The following is a 23949-nucleotide window of genomic DNA, read 5'->3' on the forward strand; positions in this document are numbered from 1 at the left end:
GTGGCCCGGCGGGGTCAGGGTTGCCGGGAGTCGCCGGCGGCGGACGGGTTGGGGCGGGTGCGGGCGCCGCCGGCGCGGCGTCCGGGGAGGCGGATCACGGCGCCCGCGTCGTGCAGTGCCGGGGCGAGCGCGCCGGTGCGGCCGCCGTGGCCGCGCTGGAGGCTGGCGAGCAGCGCGGCGGCGGGCAGTGGCCGGGCGAACAGGTGGCCCTGGCCGGCGGCGCAGCCGAGTTCCCAGAGGGCGCGGCGCTGGGGTTCGCTCTCCACGCCCTCGGCGACGACTGTGAGGTTGAGGCTGCGGCCGAGGTCGAGGGTGGAGCGGATGACGGCGGCGGCCTCGGGCGCGGTCTCCATGGCGGTGACGAAGCTGCGGTCGATCTTCAGTTCGTGTACGGGGATGCGGGAGAGCAGGGAGAGCGACGAATATCCGGTGCCGAAGTCGTCGAGCGCCAGGCGGACGCCGGAGTCGCGCAGGCGGCTGAGGACGCGGTCGACGACGTCGAGCTGGCTGAGCGTGAGCGTCTCGGTGAGTTCCAGCACGAGCCGGTCCGGCGGGAGGTCGTGGGCGCGCAGCCGGGCCAGGACCGCGCCGGGGAAGCGGGCGTCGAGCAGGCTGCGGGGTGACACGTTGACCGAGACGGGCAGGTCGAAGCCGGCGTCGCGCCAGGAGCCGGCGGCGATGAGCGCCTGGTCGAGGATCGCCTCGGCGAACGCGGGCAGCAGGCCGGAGCGTTCCACCGCTTCGAGGAAGCGCAGTGGGTCGATGAGCCCGTGGGTGGGGTGGTGCCAGCGGGCGAGGGCCTCCGCGCCGATCACCTCGCCGCCGGCGAGGTCGACGATGGGCTGGAAGTTGACTGTGAACTCGTGGTCGGCGACGGCGCGGGGCAGTTCCCCGCCGAGGGTGAGCCGGCTGAGGTCTGCGGTGTCGCGGGCGGGGGCGTAGGTGGCGAGTCGTTGGCCGGCGCGTTTGGCCTGGTACATGGCCACGTCGGCGCGGCGAAGCAGCTCGGGCATCCCGCCGGTGGCGGGGGCGACCGCGATGCCGCCGCTGGCTTCCACGCTGATCCGCATGCCGTCCACGTCTAGCGGGTCGTGCAGGGCGTTGAGCAGGGCCTCGGCGCGGTGGGAGGCGACGGCCGGGGCGGGCAGGCCGCGCAGCAGCACGGCGAACTCGTCCCCGCCGAGCCGGGCGACCAGGTCGTCGGGGCGGGCGGCGTCGCGCAGCCGCTCGGCGACCTGGATCAGCACCTGGTCACCGGCGCCGTGGCCGAGGGTGTCGTTCACTTCCTTGAAGTGGTTGAGGTCGATCAGCACCAGCGCGGTGACGCCGTCGGCGTGCCGGGTGGTGAGCTGGGCGCGGCCCTCGTCCAGCAGGTGGCGCCGGTTGGACAGGTCGGTGAGGGCGTCGTGGGTGGCGGCGTAGGCGTGGTCCTCGGCGATGCGGGCGAGTTCGGCGTACGCCTGGGCGTTGCGGACCGCGGTGCACAGGGCGGAGGCGAAGGTACGCAGTGTGTACTGCTCGCGCTCGGAGAGTTCGACCGGACCGGCGAACCGTAGCCGCAGCACGCCGAGGTCGTCGGTGCGGTTGTGGCCTTCCAGCGCGACCGGCATGACCCGGCCGTCGATGTCGCTGGGCTGGGGCGACGTTCCGTCGTACGCGATGCCTGCGGCGTTGCCGCGGACGGTGCGTCCGCCGTCGCGCAGTTCGATCTCGATCTCGTCGGCGGAGAAGAGTTCGCTGGCTTCGGTGACTGCGGTGGTCAGCACCTGGTCGAGGTCGACCACGTTGAGCGCGTCGGTGGCGCGGGCGAGTCGTTGCCACGCCTGCTGCTCGGTGCGGGTGCGGATCCGCGTGGAATAGGCCAGGTGGAGGCTGAGCACCAGTGCCGGCACGGCGAGCAGCAGCCGGGGATCGGCCCGCAGGATGAGTACGGTGCAGGCGGCCACCAGGAAGCGGACCGCGAAGCCGGCCACCCGCAGGTCGAGGTCGGTGCGGAACTGCCGCACGATGGGCGTGCCGGACGCGAGCGCGATGACCGGAATCGCGAGTAGGTCGTCGAGCACGGCCGCGACGAGGTAGACGACTCCGAGCAGCAGGACGATCTGGAGCGGCTCGCGGGGCGGCCACGCGTTGCCGAGCAGCAGGATGACGAGAGCGCTGCCCCCGGCAACCAACGTGTGCTTCGCGACGCCGAATGCGGTCTTGATGGGCGCGAGTCGCGTGACCGAGCCGCAGGCTACGCCGATGCCGGTTGCCAGGATCAGCCAGGAGGCCGGCGCGACGGCGAGACCGACGACGATCGCAGTCTCGACCCAGGCGAAGGCCACTGTGGTCGACCGGATTCGCACCGGCGTCTTGATGACTGTGGCCAGGGCGACCGTCACCACCAGGGCCGTGACGGTGACGAGGTCACGTACGGAGTCCGGTGGCTCTGTCCAGACGGCGATCAGTGCGGCGAGCGCGACGAACGTCGCGCACACGCTCAAGACGGACACGATCACGCGCAGCATGGGCTCGACGGCTTGTCGGCCGTCCGCTGTTCGGCTCAACCGGCATCACCCGCCGCTCACCGTCGGAATGCGATGAGCGGCAGCCTACCCCTTCGCCGGAAATATGAGAACTCTCAGTTCCATTCGGTGCTACGCATTTTGCCGCCTCCTCGGATATCGAAACGGGTCGTGGTTGCTTGATGACCAAAAGGTTCGTCAGTTCCATTCGGTGCTGCGCATTGTCACGACCCTCCTCGCATATCTCTCTTGGCGCTTCGTGGCGCCCCCTGTCTTGGAAGAGCAGGTTAGAGCGTAGGTAGGGCGATAAGGAAGCATTAATGTCGGTATGCGCAATATAAGTAACTATTGCGGAGTAAATGACGTTGTGTCCACGGGGTGTATGCGGAGCGGAGCCGATCGTCTCCTTCATGTACCCGCGTAGTCGCTCAGCGCCATGGGAATGGCCTGAGGAGCCTTACGTCGCCTGTAGCGTCGTCGTGGCGGCGGAACATTACAACCGTGCTTTGGGCGGCTTTCACCGCCGGGTCGGACGAGAGTGGTGTCGGTGTGCGAGACCGCTGCCGGGGCAACGGGTTTGTGACTAATCGATTACGCTCCCGTGTGCCCGTGGACAAGAGCCGACTGGGGCCGGAACAGCAGCATGGAAATCCAAGTGGTCGGTGGTCTGGCGGTGCGGATCGGCGCCGCGGGCCTTTCGCTTGGAACCCCCAAACAGCAGCTGGTTCTGGCGCTGCTGGTCGTGCGGGCCAATCAGTTGGTCCCCATGCACGACCTGGTGGACGAGTTGTGGCCCGACGATCCGCCTCGCTCCGCGATCGCCAATGTCCGGACCTACGCCGGCAACCTGCGTCGCAGCCTCGACTCGTACGCGGATGACAGGCTCAGGATCGTCCGTGAGCCCGGTGGCTACCGACTCCTCGCCGACGAGAGCCTCATCGACCTGTACCGGCTGACCGCGCGCTGGCGCCACGCTCGGGAACTGATGCGGGCGGGAGCGCCGGCGCAGGCGGTCCCGTTGCTGGAGGATGTGGGCGCCGCGGCGGCCCCACTGCTCGCCGGGCTGACGCTGGGGCCGGTGCTGACCGCCCGGCGAGAGGCCGCGAGCCAGGAACGCCGGGCAGCCCTGGAGTCGCTGGCGGAGGCGCATCTCATCCTGGGGCGCCCGGAATCGGCGGCGTCGCTGCTGCGTGAGGAGGTCTCGCGTCAGCCTCTGTGGGAGCGCGCGCAGTGTCTCCTGATGCGTGCCCTCACCGCGGCCGGTGACGCGGGTGGCGCGCTGGCCGTCTACCGCGCCGCGCGCGAGGCCCTCACCGGCGAACTGGGCGTGCCGCCCAGCGAGGAGATGGAGCAGTTGCGGGTCGCGGCCGCCCTCGCCCGTCGGCGGGTCCCGAACTCCGTCACCGAGGCGGAAACAATTCGGAAAAGATCCCGTACGCATGACTGGCTGCCGCGCACGGTGCCGGATTTCGTCGGCCGGAAGGAAATTGTCGATCGCTTGTTGCACGACGTGCGCGAGCGGTCCGGCGGAGTCCCGACGATCCGCCTGATCGACGGCATGGCGGGCTGCGGCAAGACGACTCTCGCCCTGCACGTGGCCTCGCGGTTGGCCGAACGCTTCCCCGACGGGCAGCTCTTCGTCGACCTGCGCGGGCACACCGAGGACACGCGGATGACGCCTACCGCAGCGCTTGACATCCTTCTTCGCCAAATGGGTGTGCCGGCCGGCCGGATACCGATGGAGCTGCCCGATCGATTGGAAATGTGGCGGCGAGAACTCGCCACGAGGGCCGCGATGGTGGTGCTCGACAACGCCGCCGACAGCCGGCAGGTCGAACCGCTGCTGCCCACCTCCGGGGCGGCGGTGGTGCTCGTCACCAGCCGGCGTCGCCTGCTGGCGCTCACCGAACGGCCGCCGGTGTCCCTCGCCGTTCTCTCCGAGCCCGAGGCGCTGCAACTGCTCACGACACTTGTCGGGGACGGACGGGTGACAGCCGAACGGGAGGCCGCACGCCGCCTGGTCGGCATCTGCGGCTGTCTGCCCCTCGCGGTCAGGCTGGCCGGCACCCGCCTCGCTCACCGGCCGGACTGGCGGATCTCCGATCTCGTCGACAGGTTGAACGACAGATCGATGATCCTTCCCGGTCTCCGGACCGAGGCGCGGAGCGTGATCGAGGCGTTCGCCGAGTCGTACGAGCCGCTCGACGAGGCGTGCAGGAGAACCTTCCGATCCTTCGGGCTGGTCACCGGCGGTCACCTCGACACCGCCATGGTCGCCGCCCTAAACGATCTGCCCTGGCGGGAGGCGGCGGACGTCCTCGACGAACTGGTGGACCGCAACCTCGTGCAGGAGACCGCGGCGGGCCGGTACCGCCTGCACGATCTGATGAGGCGGTACGCCGCCGAGTTGGCCCGGGAGGAGGACGAGCGGCCGGCGCGCCACGCGGCGGTACAGAACCTGCTGGATCACCTGCTGCACTCGGTGGTGCGGGCCTCGGCGCAGACCGAGGACAGCGGCGTACTCGCGCTGCACCTGCGGCTCGGGGAGCCGCGCCGCGCGGACCTGCTCGTCGGACGCGAGCACGGCGATCTGGACTGGCTGGAGGACCAGCGCCTGAATCTGATCGCCTTCGCCCGCCAGGCGGCTGAGGAGGGCCATGAACCGATGGCCTGGCGGCTCGCGCGCGCCAGCTGGCGCTTCTTCTACACCCGGGGCTACTTCGACGACATCTCGGTCACCCACTCCGCGGGTCTGGCAGCGGCCCGACGGTGCGGAGATCGGCACGCCGTGGCTCTCATGCACAACTACCTCGCGTCGGCCTGTGTGCGTACCGGCGCTTTCCAGGACGCCTCCACCCACCTGCACGAGGTCGTCTCGATCCTCACCGGGCTCGGGGACGCAGCGGGCGCGCAGCGGGCGCGGTTCAACCTCGGCGTGGTGTACTGGCTCACCGGTCGACTTCAGCAGTCGCTGGAGATCAACCGCCTGACTCTGCGCAGCAACGTGCTGGACACCCTTCCCGTTCTGCCCAACCTCGGCCTCACGCTCCGCTGCCTCGGCCGGTACGACGAGTCGATGGCCGTTCACCGGCTCCACCTCTTCGTCGCGCGCACCAGGCAGGACCCGTTCCACATGTCGAACGCGCTGGGGCACCTGGGAGGCGTCAGGTACCGGCTCGGGCAGAACGCGCAGGCCGAGCGCCTGCTACGCGCCTCGCTGGCGCTCCGGGACCGCACCGGCAGCGGCTTCGCCCGCGCCGAGACGATCAGCGACCTCGCCGGGACCTACCGCCAGCTCGGCCGCTACGAGGAGGCGTTGCGGCATCATGAAGCCGCCATCGAGGCCGCCGCCGCTTCCGGTGAGCAGCAGGTCCAAGCCGAGGCGCGCAACGAGCTGGCCGTCACCCTGCGAGCCGTCGGTCGAGGCGGGGAGGCCGCCGCCGTGCTCGAGGAAGCCCTCGCCATCGCCACCCGGATCGCCCACCCGTACGAGCAGGCCCGCGCCCTCAGCGGTTTGGCGGAGCACCTGGTGGACGAGCAGCCGGTCGAGGCGCGACGGTACCGGCAACGGGCCCTGGCGATCTTCGAACGGATGGGCGCCCCGGAGCGTCACGAGTTGCGGCGGCAGCTCGCCGCGATGCCGTCACCACCGACCTGACCCGCCTTATCGATTTCTTATCGCAGCGTTCGTTAGCGTCCCGCCATCGGCCACGGGGAGGGCTCACCGCCAGGGCGGGCCAGGCCGAGCGAAGGCCCCCACCGCCAGTTCCCCCCAGCGAATCGGCGGTGGGTAGGTGAGGGAGGGGCGTCGTGGATCTGCACCCGACACGGCGCTCCTCCCCGCCGACGGCCGGGAGCACGCGCGTCGTCGTACCCGGCGGATAGGGTCGGGCCGTGACCGAACCCGCGCAGCTCACCCACGTCGACCCGGCCGGCGCGGCCCGGATGGTCGACGTCTCCGCCAAGCCGGTCTCGGGCCGGCTCGCGGTCGCCGCCGGCCGGCTCCGCACCACCGCCGAGGTGGTCGAGCTGCTGCGGCGCGAAGGCCTGCCCAAGGGCGACGCGCTGGCCGTCGGCCGGCTCGCCGGCATCATGGGCGCCAAGCGCACGCCCGACCTGATCCCGCTCTGCCACCCGATCGCGCTGCACGGCGTCACCGTCGACCTCGACCTGACCGCCGACACGGTCGAGATCACCGCCACCGCGAAGACCGCCGACCGGACGGGCGTCGAGATGGAGGCGCTGACCGCGGTGGCGGTCGCCGGCCTCGCTCTCATCGACATGGTGAAGGCGGTCGACCCGGCCGCCTCGGTGGAGGCCGTCCGGGTGCTCCGCAAGGAGGGCGGCAAGACCGGCGAATGGGTCCGGCCGGAGGACCGGCCGTGATCCGGGCCCGGGTGATCGTGGCCTCCAACCGGGCCGCGGCCGGCGTGTACGAGGACACCAGCGGCCCGCTGCTCGTGACCGGCCTGCGGGAGCTGGGCTGCGAGGTCGACCCGCCGGTGGTGGTGCCGGACGGCGATCCGGTCGGTGAGGCGCTGCTCGCCGCCCGCGAGGAACGTGTGGACGTGGTGCTGACCAGCGGCGGCACGGGCATCACCCCGACCGATCGCACGCCCGAGGTGACCCGTGCGCTGCTCGACTACGAGATCCCCGGCATCGCCGAGGCGATCCGCGCGTACAGCCGCGACACCGTGCCGACCGCGGCGCTGTCCCGCGGGCTGGCCGGGGTGACCGGCCGGACGCTCGTGGTCAACCTGCCCGGCTCGCGGGGCGGCGCCCGCGACGGCCTTGCGGTGCTCGGGCCGATCCTGCGGCACGCGGTCGACCAGCTTCGCGGCGGCGACCACTGAACCCGCGGGCCACGTGCCCCGGCGCTAGGCTCGCCGGATGAGCACGGAAACCGAAGCCGCCGCGGCCGAGGCGGGCACGCCACCACCGGCCGGGTGGGAGGAGGCCCGCTCCCGGGTGTACGCGGTGGGCCTGTCCGCCGCGCTCCCCGCCGTCGCCCGCCCGCTGGCCGAGGCCGACGGGCACACCCTCGCCGAGCCGTTGACGACGCGTACCGACCTGCCGGCGTTCCCCACCTCCAGCGTGGACGGCTGGGCGGTGCGGGGCCCGGGGCCGTGGCGGGTGGTGGGCCGGGTGCTCGCCGGGCACACCGCCGCGCCGCTGGAGACCGACGGCAGCACCGTCGAGATCGCCACCGGCGCGATGGTTCCCGAGGGCACGACGGCGATCCTGCGGATCGAGGAGTCGGCCCGCACGGCGGACGGCCTGGTGACCGGCACGCCCCGCCCGGCGCCGGAGTGGCGGGAACCGGGCGAGGAGGCGTACCTCGGGGAGGAGCTGTTGCCCGCCGGCACGCCGGTGGATCCGGCGGTGCTCGGCCTGGCCGCCTCCTGCGGGCACGACACGTTGCGGGTCCGCCGCCCACCCCGGGCCGCGCTGCTGGTCTTCGGCGACGAACTGCTCACCTCGGGTCCGCCCGGCGCGGGGCGGGTCCGCGACGCGCTCGGCCCGTCGGTGCCCGCCTGGCTGCGCCGTTACGGCTGCCAGGTGCGTACGGCCGACGTGGTCGGCCCGGTTGCCGACACGCTGCCCGCGCACGTGGCGGCGGTGCGTGGCGCGCTCGCCAACGCCGACCTGGTCTGCACCACCGGCGGCACCATGCACGGGCCGGTCGACCACCTGCACCCGACGCTGGAGGCGCTCGGCGCCGACTACGTGGTCAACACGGTGGCGGTGCGCCCGGGCTTCCCGATGCTGCTCGCCCGGCTGGTGGGCGACGACGGGCGGGTGCGGTTCGTGGCCGGCCTGCCGGGCAACCCGCAGTCCGCGGTGGTGGCGCTCGTGTCGCTCGTCGCGCCGCTGCTCGCCGGTCTCACCGGCAGGCCGATGCCGGTGCTGCCGCACGTGACGCTGGCCGAGCCGATTCCGGGGCGCGGCGACTACACCCATCTGGCGCTGGCCCGCTGGGACCGGGTCGCCGGCACGGCGTACCCGGTGCGGCACGTCGGGTCGGCGATGCTGCGCGGTCTCGCGGGCGCGGATGGTTTCGCGGTGATCCGGCCCGGCGCCAGCGGCGCGGCCGGCGACCGGGTGCCGCTGGTGCCGCTGCCGCTGACCCCCGGGGAGCGTGCCGGGTGAGCGCGACGAACGAGCCGACGGGAGACGTCGTGACGGTGCAGGCAGGCGTGGTGCTCGGCGCGGTGACCGACCGGCCGCTCGACCTGGCCGCGCACGAGGCGGCGGTCGCCGACCGCCGGGCCGGCGCGGTGGTCTCCTTCCAGGGCGTGGTCCGCGACCACGACCACGGGCGGGGGGTCACCCGGCTGGAGTACGAGGGCCACCCCACCGCCGAGGCGGTGCTGCGTGAGGTGGCGGCCGAGATCGCCGCCGACCCGGCGGTGTACGCGGTCGCGGTGTCGCACCGGATCGGCCCGCTGGAGATCGGCGACGTGGCGCTGGCGGCGGCGGTCAGCACCGCCCACCGGGCGGCCGCGTTCGCCGCGTGCGCGCGGCTGGTCGACGAGGTGAAGGCGCGGCTGCCGATCTGGAAGCGGCAGGTCTTCGACGACGGCACCGAGGAATGGGTGAACTGCCCCTGAGTGCTCAGCGTCGGCCGGCGAGCGCGGCCGCGCGGCTGAACCGGTCGTGGTAGAACGCGGGCTCGGCTCCCGGACGCCACGGCAGCGCCGCCACCAGCACGATCAGCGCGATGGCCAGGGAGTTCTCCATCAGCGCGCCGAACAGGCCGTCCTGGTAGTGGGACACCTCGGGGAGTTGGTGCTCGTACGGCCAGATCGGTGAGATCAGGAACAGCAGGTAGAGCCCGAGCGCGCCGACGCCGTGGCGGAGCCCGGTCAACGTCGGGTACCAGATCGGCGGGCGCAGCGCCGGCACACCGTTGGCCGAGGGGCCGCTGCCGCGCAGGGGCAGGCCACGGCTGGCGTCGCGGCGGCGTACCGCGGCGTCGGCCAGCACGATGATCGCCGGGATGACCCAGATCAGGTGGTGCGACCAGGAGATCGGGCTGATCACGTTGGCGGTGAGCCCGACGAGTGTGAACGCGGTCAGCTCGTCGCCGTCGGCGCGGGCGCTGATCGCGCGGGACAGGCCCAGCGCCAGGAGCAGCACCGAGAAGGCGAGCCAGAGCAGGCCGGGCGTCTCGATCGAGTCGTAGAGCCGCGCCAGCAGCCCGGCGAGCGACTGGTTGGCGGTCATGTCCGCCGCGCCGACCCGCTCGGTCTGCCACAGCACGCTCGTGAAGTACGCGCGGGACTCCTCACCGACCAGGCCGAACGTCGCGATGGTCACGCCGATCGTGGTGCCGACGGCGGTGAGCGCGGCCCGCCACTGCCGGGTCAGCATCAGGTACGCGACGAACAACGCCGGGGTGAGCTTGACGGCGGTGGCGAGCCCGATGCCGACGCCCGCCCACGCGCCGCTGTAGACGAAGCGGGCCAGCGGCGAGTCGGCGGTCTCGTGGTGGGTGCCCCGCTTGGCGCGCCAGCGCAGGCCCACCATGTCGGCCATGACGAGCGCGAACAGCAGCAGGTTGACCTGGCCGTAGCCGAGCGTCTCCCGGGACGGCTCGATGGCCACCGCGAGCGGGGTGGCGATGCCGACGGTGAACCAGAGCGGCCAGCCGAGCCGGTCCACGATGGGGCGCAGCAGCGCCGCCAGGACGACCGCGAGCGCGGCGATGCTGGCCAGGGCGTTGACGAAGCCGGCGCCGTCGACGGGCAGCCAGGACATCGGGAGCATGACCACACCGGCGAACGGTGGATAGGTGAAGCCCAGTGTCGTCGACGGCGCGACGAAGTCGTACAGCTCGTTTCCGCTGGCCCACCACACCACCGCGCCGTGGTAGATCTTCATGTCGAAGAAGTTGTACGGCCGTCCGAAGGCGCCGATGGCCAGCCACGCGGCGTACGATACGGCGGCCACGATCCCGAGGCGCACGACGGTCCGGCGGTCGACGCGGGAGGTCGGGGCGAGGCGGTTGGTCCGTCTACCGACTGACGTCGGCATGGCGTGGCCACCCCCGTACCAAGGTCGTCGTACCCGTCCAGGTCCAGAACGGAGCCTAGAACGGCGCCTCACGTTGCTGCCTCCCGCGTTACGCGACCGTGTCCGATCCCACACGTGTTTGCGACATTTCCACCGCGTTAACGGGTCTCGGACGGTTCAGGTGATTGGTGGCCTTGCGGGGGGTGGTGGCCGTACGAAAGGGGTGTCAACCAGGGATTCGGCGGGCGGCCGCCGCGGAGCGTACGGCGATCTTCGCATCGCGGCGGGCGGTGCGGACCGCGCGCGTGACCGACCGGCGCGAGTGGTCGATCCGGTGGCCGGCGCGCCAGCGCAGCCCCGGCTTGCCCTCGGTGTCGGCGGCGGCGAGGAGGAGGCCACCGAGCAGGCCGAGGTTCTTCAGGAAGTGGACCTGGTTGTTGTTGCGCGCCGCCGGGTCGTCGTTGTTCCAGAAGGCGTGACCGGCGGCGGTGGTCGGGATCAGGGAGCCGGCGAGCACCAGCGCGGCCGGACGGGTGAACCGGCCGGTGGCCAGCATCAGACCGCCGACGAGCTGGGTGGCGGCGTTGGCCCGGATGAGCGACACGGTGTCGGTGGGGATGCGCGGGTGCACGTTGCGGATCAGCGGGGCGACCTTCCCGGTGACCGGCTCCGCGGCCTGCACCAGGCGTTCCGGGTTGCGCAGGTTGCGGGCGCCGCTGACCACGAAGATGCCGCTCAACATGACTCGGGCGAGGGAGCGCACGGGCTTCATGGCTCAGTCTTACCCCGTCGGGGGCGTCGTCATCCCCGCAACACACGAAAGGTATCGGCCGACGTGGACGTCCGGACGGTATCGATTTCAGCGACCGTCGCGGATGGACCGGTCGCGTTCGGTAAGGTCGCGCGGGTGACGACGCTGCGACTACGCCCGGAGGGCCCCGCCGACGAGCCGGCGGTGGCCCGGGTGCTGGCCGCCGCCTTCGCCCGGCCCGACGTGGCCACCCCGCCGGAGGTCGGCCTGGTCGAGGAGCTGCGGCACAGCCCGGCGTGGATTCCCGAGCTGGCCATGGTCGCCGAGTACGGCGGCGAGGTGGTGGCGTACGCGCTGCTCACGCGCGTCGGCGTACGCACCGACGACGGCCGCGTGTGGCCGGCGCTGGCGCTGGGCCCGGTGGCTGTGGCACGGCACCGGCAGCGGCTCGGTCACGGCACGGCGGCGGTGCAGGCGGCGCTCGACGCCGCGACCGAGCTGGGCGAACGGCTGGTGGTGGTGCTGGGCGACCCGGCGTACTACCGGCGGTTCGGGTTCGGCCCGGCGGACCGGCTGGGCCTGACCAGCCCGTGGTCCGGGCTGGGCGAGCCGTGGCAGGCGCTGGTGCTGCCGCCGTCGGCGAGCGAGGAACCGCCACCGCCGTCCGGCGAGGTGGTCTTCCCACCACCGTGGTCGCGGGTCTGAGCGGTCGCGGCCGTCACGCGGGCTGGGTGCGCAGGTAGCGGCCGAAGTGCGGGACGGTGAACGCCACGGTCCCCCGCTCGCCGGAGTAGATCAGCCCCTTCTTGATCAGCGCGTCGCGGGCCGGGGAGAGGCTGGCCGGCTTGCGGCCGAGCGCGCGGGCGATCTCGGCGGTCGGCACCGCGGCGTCCATGTCGTCGCGGCTGCCCTCCTCGCCGTCCACCAGCGCCAGCGTCGCCATGGCGCGCATGTACTCGCGTTCGGCCGGGGTGGCCCGCTCGAACCGGGAGCCGAAGAACCCCACCGCCAGTTCCGCCTCCGCCTCGGGCGCGGCGACCCGGACGTCCGCCGCGGTGATCGGCGAGCGGGGCGCGTGGTCCCAGGTGGCCTTGCCGTACGCCTGGACGAAGTAGGGGTAGCCGCCGGACTTCTCGTAGAGCAGGTCGAGGGCCTTCTGCTCGTACTCGACCTCCTCCCGCTCGGCCGGCGCGCAGAGCGCCTGGTCGGCGGCGATCCGGTCGAGCCGGTCGATGCGCTGGTAGCGGTAGAGCCGCTCGGAGTAGGACTTGGCGGCGCTGAGCACCGCGGGCAGGTGCGGCAGTCCCGCGCCCACCACGATGAGAGGCGCGCCGAGCTGGGACAGCTCGTGGCAGGCGGCGCAGAGCGCGGAGACGTCCTCGGCGCCGACGTCCTGCATCTCGTCGATGAAGATCGCGATGCCGGTGCCGACGTCGGTGGCGACCGTCGCCGCGTCGCTGAGCAGTTCGACCAGGTCGATCTCGATGTCGCCGGAGTCGGCGCGTCCGCTGCTCGCGGGCACGTCGATGCCGGGCTGCCAGCGGTCGCGCAGCTTGGGCGCCGCGCCGCCGCGCCCGGTGGGGGCGGAGCGTTGCGCGAACGCCTTGAGTACGCCGAGGAAGGCGTCGATCCGGTCCGGGGCGCGGTGCCGGGGCGCGAGTTCGCGGACCGCCATGTGCAGCGCGGCGGCGATCGGGCGGCGCAGCGACTGGTCCGGCCGCGCCTCGATCTTGCCGGTGCCCCAGAGGTGGTTGATCGCCTCGGACCGCAGCGTGTTGAGCAGGACGGTCTTGCCGACGCCGCGCAGCCCGGTGAGCATCAGGCTGCGTTCGGGCCGGCCACGCGCGATGCGTTCCAGCACCACGTCGAACACGTCCAGTTCCCGCCCCCGCCCGGCGAGTTCGGGCGGGCGCTGGCCGGCGCCCGGCGCGTACGGGTTGCGGACCGGATCCACGAATCGCACAGTATCGGCTTCTCTAGCGGCCAGGCTAGACGTGCGTAGATGCAGCTACCGCGTGTCGGTCTCGACATAAAACTAGGGCTGTCTAGCGTGAATGCTAGACAGCCCTAGTTTTGGTTACCGACGGGCCGGGGCGTCAGTGGCGCGTCAGCGGCGCTTCAGGCAGAGCACGAAGTCGAGCGTGTCCAGCTCGCTGTCGAAGAAGTACCAGTCGGTGTACCCGTCGACCTTCCCGCACTTCGCCTCCGCGTCCTTCTTGCCGCTCGTCGCGCCGTCGATGCGCCGCAGCACCTCGTACGTCTTCGGGGCGCAGTCGGCGATCACCAGCTTCGGCTGACCGCCGCCACCCTCGTTGGCGACGCACTGGCCCGCCTTCACGAAACGCGGATCGGTCGAGGAGGCCGGCGCGGGCGCGGTCGGCGTGGCCTCCGCCGGATCGCTCGGCGCCGCCTCGGTCGGATCAGCGGCCGGCGCGGTGGCCGCCGTCGTCCCGGCGGTCGGGCTCTCCTCGTCCCGGCCGAGCATCCAGTACGCCCCGGCGCCGCCGAGCAGCAGCACCGCCAGCACGACCACCACCACCAGCAGCGGGCCCTTGCCGCGCTTCGGCGGCGTCGGCTCGGCGTACTGCGGCTCCCCGCCGCCGTACTGCGGCCCGGCGTAGGGGTCGGCCGGGTGACCCTGCCGCGGCGGGCCGGGGGACCACGCCGGCGCCGGCTCGTAGCGCTGCGTCGGCGGGCCGTACTGATCGGCCGGCGGGCCGTACCGGTCGGCGGGCCCGTACTGCTGGGCCGGCGGCCCGTACTGATCAGCCGGCGGGCCGTACGGTTGCGCGCCCGGCGGGCCGTACTGCGGGTCGTGACGCGGATCGGGCTGCGCGGCGTAGCGGGGATCGGGCTGCGGGGCGTAGCCGTCGTCGGGCCGTCCCCAGGGGCCGGGGGAGCCGCCGCCCGGTGGACCGAAGTTCGACATGAACGCCTCCTGCGTACGCCAGTGCTGAGAGGCCGGCCACCAACTGGGGACGCCGACGCCGTGGTCACCGTAGCGTGGACCCTCGATGAGCTCACGCCCCACGAGTGCGACGAACGCTGTCGATTCCGCGACGCCGCCGACACGCACCGCCCTGATCTGGACCGCACTCGTGCTGGTCTACCTGCTCTGGGGCTCGACGTACCTGGGCATCCGGGTCGCCGTCGAGTCCCTGCCGCCGCTCATCTCCGCGGCGATGCGGTTCGCCGGCGCGGCCGTGGTGCTCGCCGTGGTGCTGCGCCTGCGGCGCGGGCCCGGCGCGCTGCGGGTGCCCGTGCGCCGCGTCGGCTCCGCCGCGCTGATCGGCGTGCTGCTGCTCGCCGGCGGAAACGGACTGGTGGTGCTCGCCGAGTCGGGTCCGGCCGGCACCGCGGTTCCCTCGGGCGTGGCCGCGCTGCTGGTGGCCACCGTGCCGCTGCTGGTGGTGGTGCTGCGGACCGTGGGCGGGGACCGGCCCCGGCCGTGGACGTTCCTCGGGGTGGCGCTCGGGTTCGCCGGCCTCGTCGTGCTGGTGCTGCCCCGCGACGGCGTGGACGGCGTGCCGGTGGCCGGCGCGCTCACTGTGGTCGCGGCCGCCACCAGCTGGTCGGTCGGCTCGTACCTGTCCGGGCGGATCCGGATGCCCGCCGACCCGTTCGTGGCCACCGTCTACGAGATGCTGGCCGGCGCGGCGGTGCTCGCGCTCGTCGGCGTCGCCCGCGGCGAGCTGCGCGGCTTCAGCTTCGCCGAGGTGACCGGGCGGTCCTGGGCGGCGCTGGCGTACCTGATGGTGGCCGGTTCGCTCGTCGCCTTCACCGCGTACGTCTGGCTGCTCGCGCACGCGCCGATCTCCCTGGTCTCCACGTACGCGTACGTGAACCCGGTGGTCGCGGTGGCGCTCGGCGCGCTGTTCGTCGCCGAGCCGATCACCTCGCAGGTGCTGCTGGGCGGTGCGATCATCGTGGTCGGCGTGGCGGTGGTGGTGAGCACCGAGCGGCCCCGCCGGTCCCCGCCACCAGCCGTCGACGGGGCAGCCGGGGAACCCGCCGGGCGGTAGCGTCCCGCCCGTGTCGGCGCTGCTGGTGACAGGGGCCGCGCTGCTGGGCGCGTCGGCCGGGTGGGTGGCCGTACCGGTCGGTCGGTCGTTCGTCACAGTTCCCGCCGGCGACGCTCCGCGCCGGGGCGCGTTCGCGCTGGCCGGCGCCGTGGCGTTCGGCGGGCTCGCCGCCACCCGGGCCGCCGACCCGGCGCTGCCCGCGCTGCTGCTGGTCGCCGCCGTCGGGCTGGCGCTCGCGGTCACCGACGTGACAGCGCTGCGGCTGCCCGACCCGCTCGTCGGCGTGGTCGCGCTCGGCGGCGGGCTCGGCCTCACCGCTGCCACGGCGGCGACCGGCGAACCGCGCCGCCTGGCCGTCGCGGCGGCCGGGGCCGCGCTCTCCTTCCTCGGGTACGCGCTGCTGGCGCTGCTGCCCCGCGCCCGGCTCGGCTTCGGCGACGTGAAGCTCGCCGCCGCGCTCGGGTTGCCGCTGGGCTGGCTCGGCTGGCCGGCGCTGCGCCTCGGGCTGCTCCTGCCGCACGTGCTCGCCGGAGTCGCGGTGCTCGTCCTGCTCGCCGCCGGCCGGGTACGCCGGGACACGCCGGTGCCGTTCGGCCCGGCGCTGCTCGGCGGCGCGTGGCTCGCCGCCGTCCTCAGCTGAGGCGTGCCCGGTCAGATCAGCCGGAGCTGGTGGTCCTTCGGGCGGCGGGGCTCGGTCGCGTCCAGGCGCTCGAACAACGCCGGGTCGATCACGTCGAGGAACGGCGACGGGCGGGTGTCGCGTTCCGCGCCGTGCCGGGCACGGCGGCCCGCGTGGCTGACGTAGAGCCGGTCCTGCGCCCGGGTCAGCCCGACGAAGAACAGCCGCCGCTCCTCGGCCACCGCGTCGTCGTCCGGCTCGCTTCCGGGCCAGCGCAGCGGCAGCAGCCCGTCCTCGGCCCCGACCAGGAACACCACCGGGAACTCCAGGCCCTTCGCGGCGTGCAGCGTCAGCAGCGTGACCGCCTCGGCGCGCGGGTCCAGCGCGTCCACCTCCGCGCCGGTGGCGAGCTGGTTGAGGAACAGTTCCAGGTCGTCGTCGCAGCGCCGGGCCAGCGGGGTGAGCAGGTCCACCGCCGTGCGGACGTCCTCGGGGCGTACCGCGCCGGAGCCGTCGAGCGTCGGCACCGCGAAGCGCTCGGCCAGGATCTGCCCGGCCTGGCGTACCCGGGCGGGGAGCGAACCGTCCAGACCGGCGTGGCGCAGCTCGCGGGCGATGGCCGGCACGCCGGGACGGTCCCGCAGCCGGTCGTGCGAGCGCTTCTGCACCGGGATGTTCGCCCGGGCCAGCGCGTCCACGACCGGCGCGGCCTGCGCGTCCGTGCGGTACAGCACCGCGATGTCGGAGAAGGACAGCGACGTGGTCCGCCCGTCGATCCGCCCCGAGTCCAGCGAGCGGTGGGACAGGCCACCGACCAGCTCGTCCACGGTACGGACCACGAAGTCGGCCTCGTCGTACGGCGAAGCCGCCGCGTACCGGCCGACCAGAGGCGCCTCCGGGTCGAGCCGGGCCGGGTCGAGGCGACGGCCCCGCACCAGCGACGACGGCGCGATGGCCTGCACCGCGGCGGCCAGGATCGGCGCCGAGGAGCGGTAGTTGCGGTTCAGCCGGACCAGCCGCGCGTCGGTGAAGTCCTGCGAGAAGCGCAGGAAGTAGCCCACGTCGGCACCCCGGAACGAGTAGATCGCCTGGTCCGGGTCACCGATCGCGCAGAGGTTCCCGTCCGGCGGGCTGAGCAGCCGCAGCAGGTCGTACTGCACCGCGTCGACGTCCTGGTACTCGTCGACGAAGATCCACTTCCACCGCTCGCGGTACTCGCGGACCAGCTTCCGGTCCCCCTTGAGCAGCGACACCGGCAGCGTCAGCAGCTCGTCCAGGTCGACCAGGTCCCGCTTGCGCAGCAACGCCGCGTACCGCTCGTCGTCGTCACCGGCCTCCGCGCGCGCCGCCGCCCGGTCCGCGTCGTCGGCGATCCGGAAGTCCGCCGGCAGCCCCGCCGCCGCCGCGTTCTCCCGCAGCACGGTCAGGCCCAGCGAGTGGAACGTACCCACGGTGACGTCCTCGGCGACCGGGCCGAGCAGCCCGTCCAGCCGGTGCCGCAGCTCCTCGGCCGCCCGCCGGGTGAACGTGATCGCCAGGCACTGATCGGGGAAGACGTTCAACTCCGCGCACAGGTACGCGATCCGGTGGGTGAGCGTGCGGGTCTTCCCGGTGCCCGGACCGGCCACGATCAGCAGCGGACCACCGGGCGCGGACGCGGCCACCCGCTGCATCGCGTCCAGCCGGTCCAGCAGGCCGGTGCCGACCTCCTCCATCCCGGCGAGCATCGGCTCGAACGGCTCGTGCGGTGACGGCGGCGTCGCGATCGGAGGCGCGGGCGGCGGCGTCCGCTTCGGCTCCGGCCGGACCGCCGCCGGGCGCTTGGCCTTCGGCTTCGGCGCCGGCTCCGCGGGCCGCCGCTGCGCGGGCACCGGTACGTCGAACAGCGTCTCCTGCCCCGCCCCGGCGCCCGGACCGCCCAGTTCCGCCGGGTCGAACAGCGTGATCACGCCGTACTCCCCGTCGTAGCCCGGCACCCGGCGCACGTCGCCGCGGCGCAGCCGGCCGATGCCCTCCGCGAGCAGCTCGCCGCCGACCCGGCCGATCTCCTCCACCGGGGTACGGGTCAGGATCTCCAGCTCCGGGCCGAGCGCGGCGACCAGCTCGTTGAGCTTGCCCTCGACCTTCTTCGACCGCGCGCCGACCCGGTTCAGCTCGCCCAGGATCTCGGCCAGCGGCACCAGGTGGGTCACCTCGCGCGCGTGCGCCGGACGGTGCCCCTCCGGCCGGTCCGCCAGCTCCTCCACCCGGCTGAGTACGCCCACGGTGAGCGGCTTGCCGCACTCCGGGCAGCGTCCGCCCGCCTCACGGGTCCGCTGCGGCGACCAGTTCACCCCGCACAACCGGTGCCCGTCGGCGTGGTACTTGCCCTCCTCCGGGAAGAACTCGACAGTTCCGGCGAGCCCGTCCCCGGTGCGCAGCGCCTCGCGGATCGCGAAGTAGTCACGGTCGGCGGTGAGGACCGTGGCCTCCCGGGCCAGAGCCGGCGGTGAGTGCGCGTCCGAGTTGGACACCAGCTGATAGCGGTCCAGGCTGCCGACCCGCCAGTTCATCTCCGGGTCGGACGACAGGCCGGTCTCCACCGCGAAGATGTGCTCGGCCAGATCCGCGTAGCAGTCGGCGATCGCGTCGAAGCCCGACTTCGAGCCGAGCGCGGAGAACCACGGCGTCCAGATGTGTGCCGGCACCAGATAGCCGTCCGGACTCGCCTCCAGCGTGATCTCCAGCAGGTCGCGGGAGTCCAGCCCGAGGATCGGCCGCCCGTCCGAGCCGAGGTTGCCGATCCGGCCCAGCGCGGTGTTGAACCGGGCCACCGCGTCCAGGTCCGGCAGGTAGATCAGGTGGTGCACCTTCCGGGTGCGGTCGTCGCGCTTGTAGATCGTGGAGATCTCCACGCTCAGCATGAACCGGACCGGGTCCGCCTCCGCCTCACTGGCGAGCCGGGGCGGCAGCCGCCGGGCGACGTCCCGCTCCGCCTCGGGCGCGAGGCGGTACAGGCCCGGCTCGGCCGGGTGCAGCGTCTCGCGCAGGTGGTCGTACCAGGCGGGATGGGTGAAGTCGCCGGTGCCGAGCACGCCGATGCCCTTGCGCCGGGCCCACCAGGCCAGGTTCGGCAGGGTCAGGTCGCGGCTGCACGCACGGGAGTACTTCGAGTGGATGTGCAGGTCCGCCACGTACGGCGGGAGGCCACCGGAGGGTGCGGCGCTGAACGGAGGCACGCCGCATCCTGTCACGTCCGATCCCCCGCCCGCCCGCCGCCACGCGAACGGGTGACCTGAGCAATGCGGTGCTGGACTCGGCGGCGGGTGCGCGCTATGGGGCGCGCAGCTCCACGAGCGTCACCTGGGGAGGCGCGCCCACCCGCACCGGCGGACCCCAGAAACCGGCGCCGTTCGTGACGTAGACCTTCGTGCCGTCGATCTCGCCGAGACCGGAGACCACCGGCTGTTCGAGCTTCACCGCCAGGTTGAACGGCACCATCTGGCCGCCGTGCGTGTGCCCGGAGAGCTGGAGGTCGACGCCGAACTTCGCCGCCTCCTGCGCGGCCACCGGCTGGTGCGCCAGCAGCACGACCGGCCGGCTCGGGTCACGGTCGCCGAGCGCGGCGGCGTAGTCGGCGGGCGCGGCCACGCCGGTGCCGGCGGCGCTCACGTCGTTCACCCCGGCCAGGTCCAGCACGCCGCCCCGGGCCTGGATCTCCTGCCGCTCGTTCTGCAGCACGCGCAGGCCGAGCCGGTCCACTTCGCGGACCCACTCCTCCACGCCGGAGTAGTACTCGTGGTTGCCGGTGACGAAGAAGCTGCCGTACCGGGACCGCAGGTCACGCAGCGGTTCGGCGGCCTCCCCCAGCTCGGCCACCGTGCCGTCGACCAGGTCACCGACCACGGCGACCAGGTCGGCGTCCATCCGGTTGATCATCGCGACGATCCGCTCGGTGTGCGCCCGGCCGCGCAGCGGCCCGAGGTGGATGTCGGAGACGGTGGCGATGCGCAGCCCGTCCATGCTCCGGGGCAGCTTGGCCAGCGGGATCTGCACCCTGTCGAGCTGCGGCGGACCGATGGCGGTGCGGACGCCGTACCCGGTGACGCCGGCGGCGGTGAGCCCGGCGAAGATCGCCGCCCCGCGCGCGAGCAGCAGCCGCCGGGAGGGGTCGTGGTCCGGCGCGAGGGCGCCGGCCGGCGGCGCGCCGGCGCTGTCGACCGGCGGTGGCGTCGCACCCTCCGCCGTCGCCGCGCCCACGAGTACGGGCTCGGGCTCCGGGCCGGTGGCGACCACCGAGCGGGCGCGGCGGCGCAGCACCAGCCGGGCCACTGCGGTCGGCACTTCGAGCACCAGCAGGATCACCAGCAGGTAGAACATGAGCGCGACCCAGAGGTAGCCGGGCCAGGCCAGCCAGTACCAGCCGTTGCGGGTGCCCGCCAGAGTCACCGGTACGAGCACCGCCAGCGCCGCGATCGCCACCCCGCCGACCCGGCGCCACCGCCCCGGGCGCGTGGTGTCCCGGACCAGCCGCTTCCACAGGTAGAAGTGGATCAGGCCGATCACGAGCACGACGAAGCCCAGGAATGTCGCCATGGCCAGCACGTGTGCCCCCCTCAGCCGCCCGCGAAGGGCGGCAGCACGTCCACCGTCACCCCGGCCGGCAACAGCGCCCGTCGATCATGACAGGCCACGCCGTCGACCAGGAAACTCGCCGCCTTCAGCACCACCGCGAGGCGTTCGCCGTGGCGGGCGGCCAGGTCATCGAGGAGTTCGTCCAGGGACCGGCCGGCGGATGCGGTCTCCTCGGAGAGTCCGGCCGCCGCTCGGGCGCCGGCGAAGTAGCGGACGGTCAGCTCCACCCTCAGCCTCCGATCGCGGACATCGAACGCGCGGGCTGGAGGAACGTCGGATCGTCGATGCCGTGACCGGCCCGCTTGGCCCACATCGCGGCGCGCCAGCGCCGGGCCAGCTCCTCGTCGTCCGCGCCGTCGCGCAACGCGCCGCGCAGGTCCGACTCCTCGGTGGCGAACAGGCAGTTGCGCACCTGGCCGTCGGCGGTGAGCCGGGTGCGGTCGCAGTCGCCGCAGAACGGCCGGGTCACGCTGGCGATCACCCCGACCCGGGCCGGCCCGCCGTCCACCAGCCACGTCTCGGCCGGTGCCGCGCCCCGCTCGGAAGGGTCCGGCGTCAACGCGAACGCGGCCTTCAGGGAAGCCAGGATCTCGTCGGCGGTGACCATGGTCGAGCGGTCCCAGCCGTGCTGCGCGTCGAGCGGCATCTGCTCGATGAACCGCAGCTCGTAGCCGTGCGCGAGCGCGAACCGGAGCAGCGCGGGCGCCTCGTCGTCGTTCGTGCCCCGCATGAGCACCGAGTTGACCTTCACCGGGGTCAGCCCGGCTTCGGCGGCCCCGGCCAGCCCGGCGAGCACGTCGGCGAGCCGGTCGCGGCGGGTCAGCGCGGTGAACCGGTCGCGGTCCAGCGTGTCGAGCGAGACGTTGACGCGGTCCAGCCCGGCGTCGCGCAGCGCCGACGCCATGCGGGCCAGGCCGATGCCGTTCGTGGTCAGCGAGATGCGCGGCCGGGGCGTGAGCGCGGCGACCGCCGCCACGATGCCGGGCAGGCCGGGCCGGATGAGCGGCTCACCGCCGGTGAAGCGCACCTCGGTGATGCCGAGCCGGGTCACCGCGACACCCACCAGCCGGACGATCTCGTCGTCGGTGAGCAGCTGCGGACCGGAGAGCCAGGGCAGGCCCTCGGCCGGCATGCAGTAGGTGCAGCGCAGGTTGCACTTGTCGGTCAGCGAGACCCGCAGGTCCCGGGCGACGCGGCCGTACCGGTCGGCGAGGACGCCGTCGGTCGTCGTCCGGGGGGCGCTCATCCGTCGACCGTAGCGCGGTCGAGGCCCCGGAGGGCGGCCCGGGCGGTGGCGGCCACCGCGTCCGCGTACGCCGCGCCGAAGATCGCGGTGTGCACGAGCAGCAGGTGCAGCTGATGCAGCGGCACCCGTTCCCGCCAGCCGTCGGCCAGCGGCCATGCCTCCCGGTAGGCGGCCAGGACGCGGTCCAGGTGAGGCGGGCCGCCGAAGAGGGCGAGCTGCGCCAGGTCGGTCTCGCGGTGCCCGCCGTGCGCGGCCGGGTCGACCAGCCAGACCCGGTCGTCGGCGCCCCAGAGCAGGTTGCCGGGCCAGAGATCGCCGTGCACCCGGGCCGGCGGCTCGTCACCGCCGAACTCGCCGATCCGGGCGACGACCTGCTCGACCAGCGCCGCCCCGGAACCGTCGAGCGCGCCGCCGTCGACCGAACTGCGTAGGTAGGGCAGGAGGCGGCGCCGGGCGAACCAGTCCGGCCAGGGACCGGGATCGGGTGTGTTGTCCTGCGGCAGCGCACCGATGAACCCGGCCCAGTCCGCGCCGAACGCGGGCGCGCCGGCCCGGTGCAGCCCGGCCAGGTCACGCCCGAACGCCTCCGCGGCCTCCGGCGTCGGCTCGCCCGGCTCCACCCAGTCGAGCGCGAGCAGATCGGGCAACGCCACGATCACCTCCGGCACCGGCACCGAACCCGCCTCGCGCAGCCAGCGCAGCCCGGCCGCCTCGGTGGCGAAGAAGCCCTCCGGCAGTGGACGCGTCGCCCGCTCCGGCCACGTCTTGGCGAACACCGAGTGCCCGTCGTCCAGCGTGAGCCGGGAAGCGGCGCAGATGTCGCCGCCGGAGACCGGGGTCTCCCGGATCCGCTGGTGGGTCAGGAAGGTCGGCAGGTGCTCCGGGTGTGCCCGCAGGTACGCCAGGTCCATGAGCGCAAGGTAGCGGGTACCCCGGACAACCGTGGGGCAAGCGACGCCACGGATCGCCGCTGACCTGGACCGATACGCTCCGTATCTGTGGACGGACCGCGTGTCGTCCACAGGGGCGGACGCGGTGGCACTCCACCGCCCACGCTCCCGGCATGAACTCCACCGAGCAACCCCGCCTCTCCGTCCGCACGCCCGCCGACATGGTCACGGCCGTGCCCTACCTGCTCGGCTTCCACCCGGCCGACAGCGTCGTGGTGGTCGCGGTACGCGGCCGGCGCGTCGTCTTCGCCGCCCGGGGTGACCTGCCCGCGCCCGGCGCCGACCCCGGCCCGGCGGCCCGGCACCTGGCACACGTGGTGGCCCGGCAGGACGCCGACGCCGCCACAGTCGTCGGCTACGGTCCGGCCGCCCGGGTGACCGGTGCCGTGGACGCGATCGGCGACGCGCTGACCGCTGCCGGCCTGGTCGTGCTCGACGCCCTGCGGGTCACCGACGGCCGCTGGTGGTCGTACCTGTGCGCCGAGCCGTCCTGCTGCCCGCCCGAGGGCACCCCGTACGACCCGGCCGCCAGCCAGGTCAGCGCCGCCGCCGTGTTCGCCGGCCAGGTCGCCCTGCCCGACCGGGCCGCGCTGGCCGCGCAGGTGTCCCCGCTCGACGGGCCGGTACGCCTCGCCATGCGCCGGGCCACCGGCCGGGCCCGTCTGCGCCTGGCCGCGCTCACCGGCGGGACGCCCGCGCAGTCCGGCCGGGGCCCGGAGGCCGGCAGTTCCGTGCCGGGGGACGGTGATGTGCGGGCCGACGGTGGAGGTCCGGAGGATTCACCACGCGCGGTGCGGAGCGCGGGCACGGCGGCGGTGCGGGCCGCGTTCCGCAGGCAGCGGCGTGGCGAGCGGCTCGACGACGACGAGGTGGCCTGGCTGACCGTCCTGCTCACCCACATCCCGGTACGCGATCACGCCTGGTCCCGGACCGACGGCCGGGACGCCGACATCAGCCTCTGGACCGACGTGACGCGGCGTGCCGAGCCGGACCTGATCGCCGCGCCGGGCTGCCTGCTCGCGTTCTCCGCCTGGCGCTCCGGACACGGGGCGCTGGCGGCTGTCGCCCTGGAACGGGTGCTGTCCGCCCACCCCGGCTATTCGCTCGCGCTGCTGCTCGACGAGGCGCTTCGGCGCGGGGTGGCCCCGTCCGAGCTGGACGGCTGGCCCGGTTCCGACGGAGGCCCGGTGCTGCGCCGTCGCCGTCGCCGTCCACGGCGCTGAG

At 73.7% G+C, this 23949-nt stretch carries 19 protein-coding genes; 9 read left to right on the forward strand and 10 right to left on the reverse strand.

Translation table 11 applies throughout. The features are described from left to right. Positions 1–14: 14 nt before the first annotated feature. Positions 15–2510 (reverse strand): bifunctional diguanylate cyclase/phosphodiesterase, encoded by a 2496-nt coding sequence (locus A4R25_RS23400; protein WP_064448068.1) that lies wholly within the window; start codon positions 2508–2510, stop codon positions 15–17. A 640-nt stretch (positions 2511–3150) separates the two neighbouring features. On the opposite strand from A4R25_RS23400, the gene A4R25_RS23405 reads away from it, so the two are divergent. From A4R25_RS23405 to A4R25_RS23425, 5 genes are all read left to right on the forward strand, one after another. After that, positions 3151–6165 carry a tetratricopeptide repeat protein gene (locus A4R25_RS23405; RefSeq protein ID WP_064448069.1) on the forward strand — a complete coding sequence of 1005 codons (3015 nt, stop codon included), beginning with the start codon at positions 3151–3153 and terminating at the stop codon, positions 6163–6165. 236 nt (positions 6166–6401) lie between these two features. Beyond that, entirely contained in the window at positions 6402–6893 is a 492-nt protein-coding gene (gene moaC / locus A4R25_RS23410; protein WP_064448070.1) for a cyclic pyranopterin monophosphate synthase MoaC, read from the forward strand. Beyond that, complete coding sequence (locus A4R25_RS23415; RefSeq protein ID WP_187693502.1) at positions 6866–7360, forward strand: molybdenum cofactor biosynthesis protein B; 495 nt, start codon at positions 6866–6868, stop codon at positions 7358–7360. Before moaC ends, A4R25_RS23415 begins: the two co-directional genes overlap by 28 nt. Positions 7361–7397: 37 nt before the next feature. Further along, a complete protein-coding gene (locus A4R25_RS23420; protein ID WP_043327706.1) occupies positions 7398–8657 on the forward strand; it encodes a molybdopterin molybdotransferase MoeA in 1260 nt (419 codons plus the stop codon). Between the two features lie 35 nt (positions 8658–8692). Further along, entirely contained in the window at positions 8693–9118 is a 426-nt protein-coding gene (locus tag A4R25_RS23425; RefSeq protein WP_176722863.1) for a molybdenum cofactor biosynthesis protein MoaE, read from the forward strand. Positions 9119–9122: 4 nt separating this feature from the next. Here the strand turns inward: A4R25_RS23425 and A4R25_RS23430 are convergent, their stop codons facing one another. Together A4R25_RS23430 and A4R25_RS23435 are read right to left on the reverse strand one after the other, a co-directional pair. Further along, entirely contained in the window at positions 9123–10544 is a 1422-nt protein-coding gene (locus A4R25_RS23430) for a glycosyltransferase 87 family protein (RefSeq protein ID WP_043327708.1), read from the reverse strand. 205 nt (positions 10545–10749) lie between these two features. Continuing rightward, positions 10750–11295 carry a DoxX family protein gene (locus A4R25_RS23435; protein WP_030499461.1) on the reverse strand — a complete coding sequence of 182 codons (546 nt, stop codon included), beginning with the start codon at positions 11293–11295 and terminating at the stop codon, positions 10750–10752. 135 nt (positions 11296–11430) lie between these two features. Between A4R25_RS23435 and A4R25_RS23440 the strand changes: the two genes are divergently transcribed. Next, positions 11431–11979 (forward strand): GNAT family N-acetyltransferase, encoded by a 549-nt coding sequence (locus tag A4R25_RS23440; protein WP_043330817.1) that lies wholly within the window; start codon positions 11431–11433, stop codon positions 11977–11979. A gap of 13 nt (positions 11980–11992) precedes the next feature. Here the strand turns inward: A4R25_RS23440 and A4R25_RS23445 are convergent, their stop codons facing one another. Next, positions 11993–13228 (reverse strand): ATP-binding protein, encoded by a 1236-nt coding sequence (locus A4R25_RS23445; RefSeq protein ID WP_064448072.1) that lies wholly within the window; start codon positions 13226–13228, stop codon positions 11993–11995. A gap of 153 nt (positions 13229–13381) precedes the next feature. Beyond that, positions 13382–14203, reverse strand: a complete 822-nt coding sequence (locus A4R25_RS23450) for a hypothetical protein (protein WP_064448140.1) — start codon at positions 14201–14203, stop codon at positions 13382–13384. Positions 14204–14288: 85 nt separating this feature from the next. Between A4R25_RS23450 and A4R25_RS23455 the strand changes: the two genes are divergently transcribed. Both A4R25_RS23455 and A4R25_RS23460 read left to right on the forward strand, forming a co-directional pair. Continuing rightward, complete coding sequence (locus A4R25_RS23455; RefSeq protein ID WP_231915612.1) at positions 14289–15296, forward strand: EamA family transporter; 1008 nt, start codon at positions 14289–14291, stop codon at positions 15294–15296. Positions 15297–15306: 10 nt separating this feature from the next. Then, complete coding sequence (locus tag A4R25_RS23460) at positions 15307–15936, forward strand: A24 family peptidase (protein WP_043327709.1); 630 nt, start codon at positions 15307–15309, stop codon at positions 15934–15936. An 11-nt stretch (positions 15937–15947) separates the two neighbouring features. Here A4R25_RS23460 and A4R25_RS23465 read toward each other — a convergent pair whose 3' ends face one another. The 5 genes from A4R25_RS23465 to A4R25_RS23485 all read right to left on the reverse strand — a co-directional run bounded on the left by A4R25_RS23465 (position 15948) and on the right by A4R25_RS23485 (position 22686). Further along, the gene (locus A4R25_RS23465; RefSeq protein WP_064448074.1) at positions 15948–19133 is read right to left on the reverse strand and encodes a UvrD-helicase domain-containing protein; all 3186 of its coding nucleotides are present in this window, start codon (positions 19131–19133) and stop codon (positions 15948–15950) included. Between the two features lie 94 nt (positions 19134–19227). Continuing rightward, on the reverse strand, positions 19228–20490 hold the full coding sequence (locus A4R25_RS23470) for a metallophosphoesterase (RefSeq protein WP_205797534.1): 1263 nt from the start codon (positions 20488–20490) through the stop codon (positions 19228–19230). 20 nt (positions 20491–20510) lie between these two features. Beyond that, entirely contained in the window at positions 20511–20756 is a 246-nt protein-coding gene (locus A4R25_RS23475; protein ID WP_043327712.1) for a MoaD/ThiS family protein, read from the reverse strand. Between the two features lie 2 nt (positions 20757–20758). Next, positions 20759–21775, reverse strand: coding sequence for a GTP 3',8-cyclase MoaA (gene moaA, locus A4R25_RS23480; RefSeq protein WP_043327713.1), 1017 nt, complete (start codon positions 21773–21775; stop codon positions 20759–20761). Then, positions 21772–22686, reverse strand: coding sequence for a fructosamine kinase family protein (locus A4R25_RS23485; RefSeq protein ID WP_064448076.1), 915 nt, complete (start codon positions 22684–22686; stop codon positions 21772–21774). The genes moaA and A4R25_RS23485 overlap by 4 nt, the downstream gene beginning before the upstream one ends. 152 nt (positions 22687–22838) lie before the next feature. Between A4R25_RS23485 and A4R25_RS23490 the strand changes: the two genes are divergently transcribed. Then, complete coding sequence (locus A4R25_RS23490) at positions 22839–23948, forward strand: DUF4192 domain-containing protein (RefSeq protein WP_064448077.1); 1110 nt, start codon at positions 22839–22841, stop codon at positions 23946–23948. Position 23949: the final 1 nt, after the last annotated feature.

It is taken from the genome of Micromonospora sp. NBRC 110037 (genome assembly GCF_001652995.1).
GTDB classification, from domain to species: Bacteria; Actinomycetota; Actinomycetes; order Mycobacteriales; family Micromonosporaceae; genus Micromonospora; species Micromonospora chalcea.

Bases quoted from the DNA above. Each gene is read 5' to 3' on its own strand.
- A4R25_RS23485 (WP_064448076.1), bottom strand. From the start codon at position 22,686: ATGGACCTGGCGTACCTGCGGGCACACCCGGAGCACCTGCCGACCTTC.
- A4R25_RS23490 (WP_064448077.1), top strand. From the start codon at position 22,839: ATGAACTCCACCGAGCAACCCCGCCTCTCCGTCCGCACGCCCGCCGAC.
- A4R25_RS23415 (WP_187693502.1), top strand. From the start codon at position 6,866: ATGGGTCCGGCCGGAGGACCGGCCGTGATCCGGGCCCGGGTGATCGTG.
- A4R25_RS23420 (WP_043327706.1), top strand. From the start codon at position 7,398: ATGAGCACGGAAACCGAAGCCGCCGCGGCCGAGGCGGGCACGCCACCA.
- A4R25_RS23450 (WP_064448140.1), bottom strand. From the start codon at position 14,203: ATGTCGAACTTCGGTCCACCGGGCGGCGGCTCCCCCGGCCCCTGGGGA.
- A4R25_RS23430 (WP_043327708.1), bottom strand. From the start codon at position 10,544: ATGCCGACGTCAGTCGGTAGACGGACCAACCGCCTCGCCCCGACCTCC.
- moaA (WP_043327713.1), bottom strand. From the start codon at position 21,775: ATGAGCGCCCCCCGGACGACGACCGACGGCGTCCTCGCCGACCGGTAC.
- A4R25_RS23435 (WP_030499461.1), bottom strand. From the start codon at position 11,295: ATGAAGCCCGTGCGCTCCCTCGCCCGAGTCATGTTGAGCGGCATCTTC.
- A4R25_RS23455 (WP_231915612.1), top strand. From the start codon at position 14,289: ATGAGCTCACGCCCCACGAGTGCGACGAACGCTGTCGATTCCGCGACG.
- A4R25_RS23405 (WP_064448069.1), top strand. From the start codon at position 3,151: ATGGAAATCCAAGTGGTCGGTGGTCTGGCGGTGCGGATCGGCGCCGCG.
- A4R25_RS23470 (WP_205797534.1), bottom strand. From the start codon at position 20,490: ATGGCGACATTCCTGGGCTTCGTCGTGCTCGTGATCGGCCTGATCCAC.
- A4R25_RS23400 (WP_064448068.1), bottom strand. From the start codon at position 2,510: ATGCTGCGCGTGATCGTGTCCGTCTTGAGCGTGTGCGCGACGTTCGTC.